This window comes from Rufibacter sp. JT20002 (assembly GCF_056491185.1).
The window spans coordinates 599,044-612,308 of sequence record NZ_JBSZJY010000004.1 but is presented as its reverse complement, the minus strand read 5'-3'; the positions used below and the strand labels follow the sequence as shown (position 1 = coordinate 612,308).

12 protein-coding genes are annotated in these 13,265 nt (G+C 49.8%); 7 read left to right on the top strand and 5 right to left on the bottom strand.

Annotation, left to right across the window (positions count from 1 at the left end; genetic code table 11):
- Nucleotides 1–69 precede the first annotated feature (69 nt).
- Together ACW9SV_RS19325 and ACW9SV_RS19320 are read right to left on the bottom strand one after the other, a co-directional pair.
- The gene (locus ACW9SV_RS19325) at nucleotides 70–858 is read right to left on the bottom strand and encodes a DUF695 domain-containing protein (RefSeq protein ID WP_479558408.1); all 789 of its coding nucleotides are present in this window, start codon (nucleotides 856–858) and stop codon (nucleotides 70–72) included.
- Between the two features lie 15 nt (nucleotides 859–873).
- The gene (locus ACW9SV_RS19320) at nucleotides 874–1,587 is read right to left on the bottom strand and encodes an SDR family NAD(P)-dependent oxidoreductase (protein ID WP_479558407.1); all 714 of its coding nucleotides are present in this window, start codon (nucleotides 1,585–1,587) and stop codon (nucleotides 874–876) included.
- Between the two features lie 109 nt (nucleotides 1,588–1,696).
- Here ACW9SV_RS19320 and ACW9SV_RS19315 point away from each other — a divergent pair, with 109 nt between their 5' ends.
- On the top strand, nucleotides 1,697–2,425 hold the full coding sequence (locus tag ACW9SV_RS19315; RefSeq protein ID WP_479558406.1) for an MlaE family ABC transporter permease: 729 nt from the start codon (nucleotides 1,697–1,699) through the stop codon (nucleotides 2,423–2,425).
- 42 nt (nucleotides 2,426–2,467) lie between these two features.
- Nucleotides 2,468–3,274: an ABC transporter ATP-binding protein gene (locus tag ACW9SV_RS19310; RefSeq protein WP_479558405.1), complete on the top strand. Its 807-nt coding sequence runs from the start codon at nucleotides 2,468–2,470 to the stop codon at nucleotides 3,272–3,274.
- Between the two features lie 135 nt (nucleotides 3,275–3,409).
- On the opposite strand, the gene ACW9SV_RS19305 is transcribed toward ACW9SV_RS19310, so the two are convergent.
- From ACW9SV_RS19305 to ACW9SV_RS19295, 3 genes are read right to left on the bottom strand one after another with little or no spacing between them, the layout of a single operon-like run.
- A complete protein-coding gene (locus ACW9SV_RS19305) occupies nucleotides 3,410–4,024 on the bottom strand; it encodes a bifunctional nuclease family protein (protein WP_479558404.1) in 615 nt (204 codons plus the stop codon).
- Between the two features lie 18 nt (nucleotides 4,025–4,042).
- The gene (locus tag ACW9SV_RS19300; protein ID WP_479558403.1) at nucleotides 4,043–5,011 is read right to left on the bottom strand and encodes an electron transfer flavoprotein subunit alpha/FixB family protein; all 969 of its coding nucleotides are present in this window, start codon (nucleotides 5,009–5,011) and stop codon (nucleotides 4,043–4,045) included.
- Nucleotides 5,012–5,013: 2 nt separating this feature from the next.
- Nucleotides 5,014–5,751: an electron transfer flavoprotein subunit beta/FixA family protein gene (locus ACW9SV_RS19295; RefSeq protein ID WP_479558402.1), complete on the bottom strand. Its 738-nt coding sequence runs from the start codon at nucleotides 5,749–5,751 to the stop codon at nucleotides 5,014–5,016.
- Nucleotides 5,752–5,813: 62 nt separating this feature from the next.
- Between ACW9SV_RS19295 and ACW9SV_RS19290 the strand changes: the two genes are divergently transcribed.
- The 5 genes from ACW9SV_RS19290 to ACW9SV_RS19270 all read left to right on the top strand — a co-directional run bounded on the left by ACW9SV_RS19290 (nucleotide 5,814) and on the right by ACW9SV_RS19270 (nucleotide 13,092).
- A complete protein-coding gene (locus ACW9SV_RS19290; RefSeq protein ID WP_479558401.1) occupies nucleotides 5,814–6,152 on the top strand; it encodes a tetratricopeptide repeat protein in 339 nt (112 codons plus the stop codon).
- Between the two features lie 247 nt (nucleotides 6,153–6,399).
- Nucleotides 6,400–7,188 carry a transporter gene (locus ACW9SV_RS19285; RefSeq protein WP_479558400.1) on the top strand — a complete coding sequence of 263 codons (789 nt, stop codon included), beginning with the start codon at nucleotides 6,400–6,402 and terminating at the stop codon, nucleotides 7,186–7,188.
- 212 nt (nucleotides 7,189–7,400) lie between these two features.
- Nucleotides 7,401–8,711 (top strand): TolC family protein, encoded by a 1,311-nt coding sequence (locus tag ACW9SV_RS19280; RefSeq protein WP_479558399.1) that lies wholly within the window; start codon nucleotides 7,401–7,403, stop codon nucleotides 8,709–8,711.
- 24 nt (nucleotides 8,712–8,735) lie between these two features.
- Complete coding sequence (locus ACW9SV_RS19275) at nucleotides 8,736–9,845, top strand: efflux RND transporter periplasmic adaptor subunit (RefSeq protein ID WP_479558398.1); 1,110 nt, start codon at nucleotides 8,736–8,738, stop codon at nucleotides 9,843–9,845.
- Nucleotides 9,846–9,951: 106 nt separating this feature from the next.
- The gene (locus ACW9SV_RS19270; RefSeq protein ID WP_479558397.1) at nucleotides 9,952–13,092 is read left to right on the top strand and encodes an efflux RND transporter permease subunit; all 3,141 of its coding nucleotides are present in this window, start codon (nucleotides 9,952–9,954) and stop codon (nucleotides 13,090–13,092) included.
- Nucleotides 13,093–13,265 lie beyond the last annotated feature (173 nt).

The window sequence follows — 13,265 nt, the reverse complement described above, 5'->3', positions numbered from 1 at the left end:
ATTCTGTAGTTAAAGCCTGTTTTTCAATAAGCTAAGGTAAGGTCCCTTTCCTTCTCCACTGCTGGTAGGTCAGTTGATGGAGGGGCCTGCATTCCTGGTTTCAATGGAGGTCTCCCACCCGTCGTAATCGGCGGCATATTCCTGGGCGAGGCTCCAGAGGTAAACCACCATTTCGTTGATGGGCTCTTCTTCAGTGGTAGAAGAAAAGGCGACCTGCAGTTTATAAGGTGTTTCTGGTAAATCGGCTTCAAAGCTTTCCTCTACTTTCTGGTATCCTTTAGAGGCAACTTCTTCCCAGAACTTCGCCCGGGAGGTTTCATCTGGAAAGTAGAGAAAATGTTCTACTTGCCTTGGGATGGAAGAATCGTCACCGTTTTCCTCCAGGTGCCGCAGTACTTTCCCGTTCTGGATTCTTTGCAGGTCTATGGGTTCTGGAAAAAGAAAGTCAAGGTAGGTTTCCCACTCCGGGTCTTCCCAGTTGTCTGCTTCATATCGGTACTCAGGGAATCCTTCCATCACCTGCGAAAGGTAGTGCTCCGCTAATAAAGCTTCCTCCGCGTAGAAATAGAACTTCCGGTAACCGGCATTCAAGGTTTTGCCCACGAAAACAGCTCCTATGTTTGCTTCTAACGTTTCAGCAAGCAGGTCCTCTATGTTGCCTAGGGGTTCCCATTCCGTTTCTCCGGGAAAACCGTCTTCCTGGAGGGATAGCAAGGGAATGGTAACTTCTATTACCCTGGTGTGGCTTTCTAAGGGAGCAAGTGCCCTTAGATTAAGGTCAAGGCCAATAAAGGCGGGCTTCCCTTCTATCTGGCAAAGGTACACCTCCCAGTCTGGTCTGTAGTCGTTCTTTTCCATAAAGTACAAAAGGCATTAACCTGGGATGTCTCCTAATTGTGGACGGAGCAATAGTTCTTCAATCACTGTTTGTTTTGAGATGCAGTGGGCGTTCCAGATGGCATTAGCCACATCTTCTGGTTTCATGAACCGGTCTTTCGGTAAATCCACTCCCTCCCAGCTGGCAGTATAGGTGGCTCCGGGCAAGACGGCGGTCACCCTGATGTTGTGCTCCTTTAATTCTTCCCGCAGGACCCGGGTCATGCCGTACAAGGCGTGCTTGGCAATACAGTAAGAACCTCCGTTGGTGTAAGCCGTGATGCTGGCGGTAGAGCAGATGTTGAAGATGTGCCCGTCACGGCGTTTGATCATATCGCCCACCAATCCTTTGGTCAGGTCATAGGCGCTGTACAGATTGGTGTTGATCATCTCCCGCAACACCGTCTCGCTCTCCTCGTGGATAGTGCCCGGAATAAAGAAACCAGCATTGTTCACCAGCACATCTACCTTCACCTTCTGAGATTGGATAAACTCCACAAACCGGCGGACCTCCCCTTCCTGGCTTACATCGGCGGCCAAGGGGAATACCTTTGAAAAGGTGTATTGCTGCTCAATATCCAGTTTTAATTTGTGGAGGTCTTCAGGGCTTCGGGAGCAGGTGATAATATGGAAACCTTCAGCTGCGAAACGGTCAATAATGGCCCGCCCTATGCCCTTGGTACCGCCTGTCACCACTATATATTTTTGCATGGAAATGATGTTTTTTCTTTTTTCAACGTAATATAGGCATTTGAAACTAAGATTAGCCTAAACACCACCCATTGCGGCTACCCCGCAGGGACCTCTTTCAACTAACTGCATGAAAACTTTTGGTGCATTTTTACTCTTTTTATCCAGCCTTGTTAAAAGAGGTGAGTCTCCCCGGATTCTGTTCAACAGAACCATAGATGAAGCCATCTTGATTGGCATCGACTCTGTTTTCATTGTGGCAGTGGTTTCTACCTTTATCGGAGCGGTGACCTGCGTGCAAATCTCCTACAACCTGACCAATGCCTTGATCCCGAGGTCTACCATTGGGTTCATGGTGCGGGAAATGACCATCTTGGAGCTGGCCCCAACCATCACTTCTATTGTTTTGGCCGGGAAAGTAGGCTCTAGCATTGCGGGTGGGCTTGGCACCATGCGCATCACCGAACAGGTTGACGCCCTGGAGGTAATGGGGATCAACTCTTCCTCTTACCTAGTGTTGCCAAAAATCATGGCTGCGTTTCTGGTTTTCCCCATGCTGGTGATCACTGCTATGTTTCTTTCCATTTTAGGCGGCTACCTGGCCGGAAGCTTATCTGGAGCCTTGTCTGGACAGGAGTACATCACGGGGTTGCGCTCAGACTTTATACCGTATAACATCACGTTTGCTTTGATTAAATCGGTGGTGTTTGCCTTTCTGGTTGCGGCTATCTCTTCTTACCAGGGATACTTTACCGAAGGAGGCGCGTTGGAGGTTGGTAGAGCCAGTACCAAAGCCGTAACCAACAGCGTAATCGCCATTTTGATCGCCGACTTTGTTTGTGCGCAGTTATTGCTCTAAGCACGTAATTGAATAAAGGCAACTCCCTCAGGTTGAACCAACATGATAGAAATCCATAACATCCATAAAACCTTCAACGGCGTGAAGGTGCTCAACGGCATCAGCGGAAACTTTGAGTCGGGCAAGATGAACATGCTGCTGGGTGCCAGCGGCACCGGTAAAAGCGTGCTCCTGAAATGCATTGTAGGACTGGTAAAGCCAGACTTGGGCAGTATCACCTATGACGGACGCATTTTCGCGAATAACAAATTGGACATCAAACAGGAGATCAGGCGCAAGATTGGGATGCTCTTTCAAGGCAGCGCCCTTTTTGACTCCATGACCGTGAATGAGAACGTGGAATTTCCGCTGCGGATGCTCTCAGACATGAGTAAAAGCGACCGTCTGGAACGGGTTCAATTCTGTTTAAAGCGAGTGGGTCTGGAAAACGCCGGTAACAAAATGCCTTCTGAGTTGAGCGGCGGGATGAAGAAACGCGTGGGCATTGCCCGGGCTATCGCTCCTAACTGCACCTACCTTTTTTGTGATGAACCCAACTCAGGCCTGGATCCCCTCACCGCCATCACCATTGATGAGTTGATTAAGGAGATTACCCAAGAGTACAACATCACCACCATCGTGGTAACCCACGACATGAACTCCGTTCTGGAGTACGGTGATAATGTGATGTTCTTGTACAAAGGCCATAAACTTTGGGAGGGCCACAGCAGCACCATCATGGATACTAATGTGAAAGAGCTTAATGACTTCATCTTCTCTAACCGCCTCATGCGCGATGCAAAGAAAGTGGAGCAGATTGAAGAAGAGGAGCGCTTGGAAGACGAGCAGAACCAAGAGGCGAAAATGTAACTATCTACTCTTTAGAATAATGGTTCGTTTTAGTCCTGTTTCTAACAAATTACCTTCTAAACGGTAACATAGCTTATAAAAGGAAAGCGCCTTAGGTTTGTACCCAAGGCGCCTTCCTTTTATAAGCAAAAAAGCTTAATTCCGTTTGTTCAACTCGTCGCGGATTTTGGCGGCCCGTTCGTAGTCCTCTTTCTCCAGGGCATCATTCAGCATGGTGTTCAACTCATCCACAGAAACCTCTTTGAGGCTGCCTTTACTGCTACTGCTTGACGCCGATGAACCGGCCGAGGAGGTAGTAGGAATTTCATCGGTTTCTTCTTCGTCCTCGTCTTCCTCCATATCACTTAAGATGATACCGGCCTCAGACAAGACAGATTCTACCGTATAGATAGGAACCCCAAACCGCAAGCCAATGGCAATGGCATCTGACGGGCGGGCATCCAATTCAAATTCCTTCTCACCGTCGGTGCAAACGATTTTGGAGAAAAACACTCCTTCCTTTAAATCCGAAATCATAATTTCCTGCACGCTCACCTCCATTTGTTGCGCAAAGGACTTGAACAAGTCATGCGTAAGGGGGCGGGTAGGATTTATTTTTTCAATCTGGATGGCAATGGACTGCGCCTCAAACATACCAATGATGATTGGCAGGCGGCGACTTCCTTCTTTTTCACCCAAAACAAGGGCAAAGGATCCAGATTGCGACTGGCTTGAGGACAAACCCAGAATCTCTAGCTCAATTTTCTTCACAGTTTCTCTTCTATTTGTCTACAAAGCTTTGGCAGCTTCTATCAATTTAGGTACAACCTCAGTAGCGTCTCCTACAATACCGTAATCTGCGGCTTTGAAGAAAGGGGCCTCCGGATCTTTATTGATAACGACAATTACTTTAGAAGAGTTAACCCCGGCCAAGTGCTGGATGGCACCAGAGATACCTACGGCAATATATAAGTTAGGGCTCACGGTGATACCGGTCTGGCCTACGTGCTCATGGTGAGGTCTCCAACCCACATCGGCTACAGGCTTAGAGCAGGCAGTGGCAGCACCCAGCGCTTTGGCCAGATCTTCCACTAAATGCCAGTTTTCAGGGCCTTTCAAGCCTCTACCGCCCGAAACCACTACCTCAGCCTCGGTCAACAGGATGTCGCCCGACTGGCGGATGGTTTCTTTGGGAGCCGTCGCGAAGTCTGCCTCAGACAAATCAGCGGAGAGATTCCCAACTGTAGCGGTGCCGCCAGCAGCAGTTTCAATTTCCAGGGCGTTTTTCTTAACGGCAATTATTTTTTTATCGGAAGTTAATTCTACGTCAGAGAACGCTTTGCCCGAGAATACCCCGCGGCGCACGGTGAACGAAGAACCGTTGATCTGCGGCAAAGACACCACGTTGGTGGCCAATGAGGCACCCAGCTTTACAGCTAAGCGCGACCCAATAGCCGCCCCAATATTGGAATTGGAAAGGATGATCACGCTGGAGTTTTCCTGCTCTGCGGCCTTGGCGATCACTTTCACGTAAGCCCCTGGCACAAAATTGTGCAGACGGCTATCATTGTCTAATAAAACTCTGGTAATACCTTGCTCACCCAGGCTGGTTAAGGCATCTGCCTGCACATCGCCAATGGCAACGGCAGTAGCCGTGGTGCCTAGCGTGCTGGCTACTTGGCTCCCGTACGAAGCTGCTTCCAAGGAAGACTTCTTCACTTCGCCGTTCGCGCATTCTATCACTACTAATACTGACATGCTTATAGAACTTTAGCTTCGTTACGTAATAATTTAATCAGGTCACCAGCGCTCTCGGCAGGGATCATCTTCACGCCAGATTTTGGAGCAGGTAGCTCATAGTTCTGCACGCTGGTTTTCGCCTCCTGCCCTACTGGTTCCACTACTTTCAAAGGCTTGGTACGGGCCGTCATAATACCACGCATGTTAGGGATGCGGGGCTCAGTCATCGGCTGCTGGGCAGTCACTACCAACGGCAGAGACGCCTCAATTACCTCTTTCCCACCTTCAATCTCTCTTTCAACCGTAGCGGTGGTACCGTTCACGTCCAGTTTCATGGCTGGAGCAATGGTCGGAATTCCCAACAGCTCGCCTACCATGCCGTGCACCTGGAAACCATTGTAGTCAATTGACTCGCGGCCCATCAGGATCAGGTCATACCCGCCTTCTTTAGCGTAATGTGCTATTTGCTGCGATACCAAAAAGGCATCGGTGGGTTTCAAATTAACTCTGATGGCGTCATCAGCCCCAATGGCCAGCGCCTTACGGATGTTTGGTTCCGTATCTGCCTCGCCTACGTTCAATACCGTCACTGTTCCGCCTTGGGCTTCTTTCAGCTCAATGGCGCGGGTAAGGGCATATTCATCATAAGGGTTGATTACAAACTGAACACCGGCCGTGTTAAACGCTTTACCGTCAGAGGAAAATGTTATTTTGGTGGTAGTATCAGGAACGTTGCTAATGCAAACTAAGATCTTCATTTAACTTAGGGTTAGCTTAATTAAGTTAATTTTGTGGGCAATTTAAAAGAATAATTCATCAAATGGAAACGACCAACAGCAGATTGACGCAACTCCTGAGCTTCTATGAGGAAGATCCGAACGATCCGTTCACGCTTTACGCCATCGCTATGGAATACCGTCCCACAGACACCGGTAAAGCCCGCTTCTTCTATGAAAAGCTGATGGCCGAACACCCAGAATATGTAGGTACCTACTACCACGCGGCCAGTCTCTATCTGCAGCTAGAGGAGCCCGCACTCGCCCAACAGGCGTACCAGAAAGGCATGCAGGTGAGCCGGCAGTCAGGCCAACTCCACGCCTTCTCTGAGTTGCAGCAGGCCTACAACAAGTTGATGGGTTTAGATTACGAAGATGATTAAAAATTGGTTTGCATGCATACTATAATTACGTTTTCTGCTGATTTTCTGAAAATAATTTCAAAATCAGCAGAAAACGTCTAGTTCATAGGCGTACTCCGGCCTGTAGGTTAAAGGTGGTATGCCGCTCCTTTATGAGGGTTTTCAGGAATTAACCTTCAAAACAGAACCAATCTTTTAAAAATTTAGATAAACCTAAACATTTTATTAGATTTACCTGTAAAGAAGGTCATATTACTATTCTGCTCCTATGAAAACCTTTACCCTGCTCTGCTTTATTGTGCTTCCCTTTCTCAGTTTCGCCCAAGCCACGCAGGACAGCACGAAAGCGCACTCAGAACTGGCAACCGACCGGCCCGATCAAACTGAAGCATCCAGCGTAATTCCGGTAGGGACGTTGCAGGCAGAAAGTGGCTTTTTAAAGCAGGTCTATAAACACCAGGGCCAGAAAACCACCGATTACTTGTATCCATCCACGCTGTTCAGGTTTGGGGTACTCCAAAGGCTTGAACTTCGGCTCATTACCGAATACCACAAGAATACCTTCTCCACCGAAAATGGGTCTGTGACCATGCGCGGATTAAATGCCGTAGCGGTAGGCACCAAGATCTATATCAACGAAGAAAAAGGACTGTTGCCTGAGATCGCTTTTATTGGCCACCTGACCTTACCCTCAGGCTCCTCAGAATTTAGACCCACGTTTGTCGCCCCGGATTTCAGGTTCTCCCTGGCCCATACGCTCACCGATAAACTCAGCTTGGGCTACAACTTAGGCTATGAGTGGGATGGTGACACCCCAAATGGCACCGGCATTTACACCCTTGCCTTAGGGACCGATTTTTCAGAATTGTGGGGCGGTTATGTGGAGTTATTTGGAGAAAAGCCCGAAAACCAAAGTTGGAGCCATTCTGCCGACGGAGGCATCACCTTTGCGCCCCGCTACAACATCCAATTTGACTTGTCAGCCGCCCTTGGCCTTTCTGAAGACGCTCCAGACTATTACCTCAGTGCGGGCTTTAGTTTCAGAATTCCGAAATAAGACTGAATGGAAGTTCCTTTAATCAGCTGTAAAAGAATTTACCTGTTTAAGGCAAGTTCTTTTTCTTTGTTCATAGCTGCAAATTCAAGTTTAAATCACCATCTTAGCACTTCAAATAGTTCTACTCTCCCTCTCTCATCACTTTCTAATCTGGCTCTAATCAGCCTATAATACGGGCCTTCTACTTTTGGACATTCTTAATCAGAGTGCCCATGTTGAAACCCAAATTAATCTTTCTGCATTTCCTGCTGGCGTTTTCGCTCCAGCCTGTTTATGCGCAGTTTACCAGTACCCCTATCCTTCTCATTACGGCGCCGTCAGATTCGCTGCGTCTTACGCTTTCTGAGGCGGAACAGCTTTTCCAAGAGCGTAATCTCCCTCTTCTAACACAGAAAACGGCCATAGAAGCTTCTCGGGCTGCTATCATCCAAGCCAAGTTATTTGAAAATCCTGTCCTGAGCTTAGACCAGGGCGTTTATAACCCCACGAACGGTCGCTACTTTGATGTATCTAAACAAGGTCAGACCTACGTGCAACTGGACCAGCTCTTTTACTTGGCTGGCAAGCGCAACAAACGGGTACAGGTAGAACAACTGAACACCCAACTCACCGAGCAGGCCTACTTTGATTTGCTGCGGACATTGCGCTTTGCCCTACGCACCAGCTTTATTGAGTTGCATTACAAACTGCAAGGCTACAAAGTGCTGCAGGAAAGAACCCAGGCAGTGCAACGGCTAGTCACTGCTTTGGATGGACAGTACCGAAAAGGGAACATCCCTTTAAAAGAGATTACCAGGCTTAAAGCTTTGCTGTTCCAGTTGGGCAACCAGCAGTTGAGTTTGCTCAATGAAATACAGGAAGAGCAGGCGGAACTAAGGCTGCTCACCAACACCCCGGCCACTACAACGCTGGTGCCAGTGGTGAACGAAGAAGCCCTCACCAATATCAACGGAGACCAACTCTCTTACGCCCATCTGTTGGAAACCGCCCAGGAAAACCGGTATGACCTGAAAGCCGCCGAAACAGACACCCAGTTACAACAAGCGAATCTAAAGTTACAGAAAGCCTTGGCAGTGCCGGACCTCACTGTTGGGGCTAACTACGACCGCCAAAGCAATTTCATCCGGGATTATGTGGGTTTGAACGTATCTGTGCCGCTGCCGCTTTGGAACCGCAATCAGGGCAACATCAAAATGGCCCGGCACGAGGTAGACCGCAGTCAGCAACTCTTGTCTCAACAGCAACTGGTGGTGGAGAACGAAGTGATGCAGGCCTACCAGAAAGCCCAGGAAGCCCAGAAGTTCTACGCTTCTTTTGACCCCAACTTCCGGCAAGACTTTGACCGCTTGTTAGAAGGTGTCACTTCCAGCTTTGTGCGTCGCAACATCAGCCTCATTGAATTTCTGGATTACTACGAAACCTACACCGACAGCATCACCCAATTGCTGGAACTCAGCACCAATCGCCTGCGCACCTTGGAGGAAATCAATTTTGCCGTGGGCAAGCCGGTCGTTACCTACTAATCATCTCGCCAACCTTGTATTTATATGAAAAAAATAGCCTTAGCCCCTTTACTGGTCTTCTTAACCGGAGTTGCATTCCTTTCTTCCTGCTCTGAGGAACAGAAAACCATCGCTTCCTCTCCCCTGGCTCCGCATGAACTATGCCTCACCGATACACTATCTAACATGGTGCGGATGGACACTGCGCGGCTGCAACAAGTTACCAACCAATTGCAACTGGTGGGCAAAATCTCATTGGATGAGAAAAAGGTATTCAAAGTGTTTCCGTTGGTAGGTGGACACGTGCAAACCGTGAAGGTGGAGCTGGGCGACTACGTACAGAAAGGCCAGACCTTGGCGGTGATCAGAAGTGGCGAGATCGCCGAGTTTGAGCAGCAGCGCATTGCCGCGCAATCGGCCCAGCAGGTGGCGCAGAAGAATCTAGATGTGGCTAAGGACATGCTGGCGGCCGGATTAGTCTCCCAAAAAGAACTGCTGACGGCGCAACAGGAGAAAAAGAACGCCGATGCAGAGGTGCAACGCATGAGGCAGATTTACGGCATTTACAGCATTGGCAAAGGATCTGAGTACGTGGTGAAAGCTCCTTCCGCGGGTTTTGTGGTGGAGAAGAACATCAATGCTGACATGCAGATCCGCTCAGACAATGACACCAACATCTTCACCATTTCCAGCATGAATGAGATTTGGGTCATGGCCAACGTGTTTGAGTCTGACATCTCCAAAATCAAGGAAGGCTACGAGGCCGAAGTGACCACCCTCAGTTATCCAGACAAAGTGTTCAAAGGCAAGATAGACCGCATCTTCAACGTGCTGGATCCCGAGACCCGCACCATGAAAGTTCGGGTACGCTTGGACAACCCTGATTTCTCCTTGAAGCCTGAGATGTTCGCCAACATCCGCTTGCAGTACCCCGATGGCAAGCAACTGCTGGCGGTACCCGCGCAATCCATTGTTTTCGACCAAAGCAAGAACTATGTGATGGTGTACCGCAAGCGCTGCGATGTGGAACTGCGGGAAGTGCAGGTTTACCAAACTGTGGGTCAGACGGCTTACCTCCAGAGCGGACTCCAAGAAGGTGAAAGTGTGATCAGCAAGTACCCGCTCCTGGTCTATAACGCCTCCAAGGCAAAATAAGCTGTTTAGCGTTTCTAGCCTGTTTTCATTAAAGGCAGTTGAATCCAGATTTGGTCCGGCACTCTGGGTCCCTGGTTCTTCAACGGCTTAGTTATCTGTTTTTCCAATGAATTCATTTATTAAAAATATCATCGGGTTCTCGCTCAAGAACCGATTCTTGGTCTTTTTCATTACCGCCGGTATTGTGGTGGCCGGTATCTTCAGCTTTCTGCATACGCCCATTGAGGCATTTCCAGACGTCACCAACACACGGGTGCAGATCATCACGCAATGGCCCGGTCGCAGCGCCGAGGAAGTGGAGAAGTTTGTGACCATTCCCGTTGAGGTGGAAATGAATGTGGTGCCGAAAAAGACCAGTCTCCGTTCTATTTCACTCTTCGGGCTATCGGTGGTGACCATGATCTTTGAGGACGAGGTAGACGATTTCCATGCCCGGCAATTAGTAGCGAACCAATTGGCGACCGTGAACTTGCCCGAGGGCATTGATGCCGAGATGCAGCCCTCCGCGGGGCCCACCGGCGAGATTTTCCGCTACACCTTGGAAAGCAAAACCAAGGATGTACGCGAACTTAAAACCATTCAGGACTGGGTAATCGATCGCAAACTGAAAGGCGTACCGGGAATCGCCGATGTAGTGAGCTTTGGGGGAGAAGTGAAGACCTACGAGGTTAGCGTAGACCCCAGCCTGATTGGAAAATACAACATCACCGCCCCCGACGTGTACGAGGCCATTGCCAAAAGCAACCTCAACGTGGGCGGCGACGTGATCGAGAAAAACGGGCAGGCCTACGTGGTGCGCGGCATCGGGCAGCTCAACAACATTGAAGAAATTGAGAACGTGATGGTCACCGACCGCAACGGCGTACCGGTACTCATCCGCAACGTGGCCACGGTTACGGAATCACATTTGCCTAACCTGGGTTATGTGGGACGGGACGAGAAAACCAACCTGGTGGAAGGCATTGTGGTGATGCGCAAGAACGAGAACCCCAGCGAAGTGCTAGCTTCGCTCAAAAACCAGATCACGGAGTTGAACGAACAGGTGCTCCCCGATGACGTGCAGATTAAACCTTTTTATGATCGTTCTGATTTAATTGGCTTTACCACCAAAACGGTATCGCATAACCTACTGGAAGGCATTGTGCTGGTGACAGCCATCGTGTTCCTGTTTATGGCCGATTGGCGCACCACCATAACGGTAGCCATCATCATTCCGTTGGCCTTGCTATTTGCCTTTGTGTGTATGCGCCTTAAGGGCATGTCGGCGAATCTGCTTTCCATGGGGGCCATTGACTTCGGGATTATCATTGACGGGGCCGTGGTGATGGTGGAAGGCTTGTTTGTGGTGCTGGACAAGAAGGCGCACGAGGTGGGCATGGCCAGGTACAACCTGCTTTCAAAACGCGGCATCATCAAGAAAACGGCCATTGATTTGGGCAAGTCCATTTTCTTTTCCAAGCTCATCATCATCACCGCCTTGTTACCCATCTTTGCCTTCCAGAAGGTGGAAGGAAAAATGTTCTCGCCGCTGGCCTACACCCTGGGCTTTGCCTTGCTGGGCGCATTGTTCTTCACCCTCACATTGGTGCCGGTGCTTTCCAGCATGCTTTTAAACAAAAACGTGCGGGAGAAAAACAATCCGTTTGTCAACTTTCTGAACAAGTACGTCTACAAAGGCTTCTCTTTCACCTACAAGCACAAGCGGGCGAGTTTAGTGGTGGCCTTGGCGATCATGGCGGCGGGGCTTTTCACTTTCAAGTTCCTGGGCTCTGAGTTCCTGCCCCAACTAAACGAGGGCGCCGTGTACGTGCGGGCCAGCATGCCCATGAGCACGTCTCTGAAGCAGTCCATAGAGATGTCTGAGAAGATAAGGGGCACCATCCGGTCCTTTGACGAGGTGAAGCAGGTAATGTCGCAGACGGGCCGGCCAAACGATGGTACAGATCCCACTGGTTTCTTCAACATTGAGATGCACGTGGACCTGAAGCCCAAGGACGATTGGCAGCGGAAAATCAGTAAAGAAGAACTCATTCAGGAGATGCAGACCAAACTGGCGGCGTACCAGGGCATCAGCTTCAACTTCTCTCAGCCCATCATGGACAACGTGGAGGAAGCTGTCTCTGGGGTGAAAGGCTCCATGGCGGTAAAGGTTTTCGGAGATAACCTACAACGGTTAGAAGTCTTGGGCGACCAAGTGTACAACGTGCTCAACAAGGTAGAGGGAATTGACGATTTGGGCGTGATCAACCTTATAGGGCAGCCCGAGATGCAGATTGAACTGGACCAGCAGCGCATGGCTTCTTACGGCGTCTCCACCGCCGATGCGCAGGCAGTCATTGAAATGGCCATTGGCGGGAAAGGCGCCAGCAGCCTCTACGAAGGCGAGCGCAGGTTTGCCATCAGAATCCGCTACCAGCAGGAGTTCCGGAACAACGAGGAGCAACTAGGCAACCTACGGGTTCCTACAAGCCACGGAGGCAACATCTCGCTGAAGGAAATTGCCAAGATCAGCAGCGTGACGGGTCCGGCCTTTGTGTACCGCGAAGACAACGCCCGCTTCATTGCTGTGAAGTTCTCAGTGCGTGGTCGTGATTTGGGTAGCACCATCAAAGAGGCGCAGGAGAAAGTAGACCAGGCCGTGAAACTTGACAAAGGCATGCACCTGGAATGGAAAGGAGAGTTTGAGAACCAGATCCGGGCCACCGATCGCCTGATGGAAGTAGTGCCGGTGAGTATCGTGCTGATTTTCTTGATCTTGTTTGCTTTGTTCGGCAACGGGAAGGACGCGGCGCTTGTGATTTTGAACGTTCCCTTCGCTTTGATAGGCGGTATTCTGGCCCTTTTGATCACCCATACCAATTTCAGTATCTCTGCAGGCGTGGGTTTTATTGCTCTTTTCGGGATATGCGTGCAAAACGGGGTGATCCTTATCTCGGTGTTCAAGAACAACCTGCTGGAAGAGATGCCGCTCGCCAAAGCCATCAAAGAAGGTGTGAAAGAGCGCACCCGCCCCGTGGTGATGACCGCCATGATGGCCGCCATTGGTTTGTTGCCGGCCGCGCTTTCTACCGGCATTGGGTCTGAGACGCAGAAACCATTGGCCATTGTGGTAATTGGCGGCCTCATCAGCGCTACCGTGCTCACCCTGCTTATTTTCCCGCTGCTATTTGACAGCGTTTACAAGAGAACACTCAAGAAACGAACCAAAGCTCATAGGGCTCGGAACACCGAAGCCGTGCCCGCATAGTTTTGATAGGTTTTACTGTTTGTGTAATGGTTCGTGCTTGAGTGAACCGGGGTGGCTTTGCGCTACCCCGGTTAAATTATGAATTCTGATTTAATGGTGTTTACAGGAAAACAGGCCTATAACACACCCAATTAAAGCCAGACGTTTGCAGGAGTTGGATTGACATCGCCCTA

Coding starts and splice junctions, on each gene's coding strand:
- ACW9SV_RS19310 (WP_479558405.1), top strand. CDS start 2,468: ATGATAGAAATCCATAACATCCATAAAACCTTCAACGGCGTGAAGGTG.
- ACW9SV_RS19275 (WP_479558398.1), top strand. CDS start 8,736: ATGAAAAAAATAGCCTTAGCCCCTTTACTGGTCTTCTTAACCGGAGTT.
- ACW9SV_RS19290 (WP_479558401.1), top strand. CDS start 5,814: ATGGAAACGACCAACAGCAGATTGACGCAACTCCTGAGCTTCTATGAG.
- ACW9SV_RS19325 (WP_479558408.1), bottom strand. CDS start 858: ATGGAAAAGAACGACTACAGACCAGACTGGGAGGTGTACCTTTGCCAG.
- ACW9SV_RS19270 (WP_479558397.1), top strand. CDS start 9,952: ATGAATTCATTTATTAAAAATATCATCGGGTTCTCGCTCAAGAACCGA.
- ACW9SV_RS19280 (WP_479558399.1), top strand. CDS start 7,401: ATGTTGAAACCCAAATTAATCTTTCTGCATTTCCTGCTGGCGTTTTCG.
- ACW9SV_RS19320 (WP_479558407.1), bottom strand. CDS start 1,587: ATGCAAAAATATATAGTGGTGACAGGCGGTACCAAGGGCATAGGGCGG.
- ACW9SV_RS19295 (WP_479558402.1), bottom strand. CDS start 5,751: ATGAAGATCTTAGTTTGCATTAGCAACGTTCCTGATACTACCACCAAA.
- ACW9SV_RS19300 (WP_479558403.1), bottom strand. CDS start 5,011: ATGTCAGTATTAGTAGTGATAGAATGCGCGAACGGCGAAGTGAAGAAG.
- ACW9SV_RS19285 (WP_479558400.1), top strand. CDS start 6,400: ATGAAAACCTTTACCCTGCTCTGCTTTATTGTGCTTCCCTTTCTCAGT.
- ACW9SV_RS19315 (WP_479558406.1), top strand. CDS start 1,697: ATGAAAACTTTTGGTGCATTTTTACTCTTTTTATCCAGCCTTGTTAAA.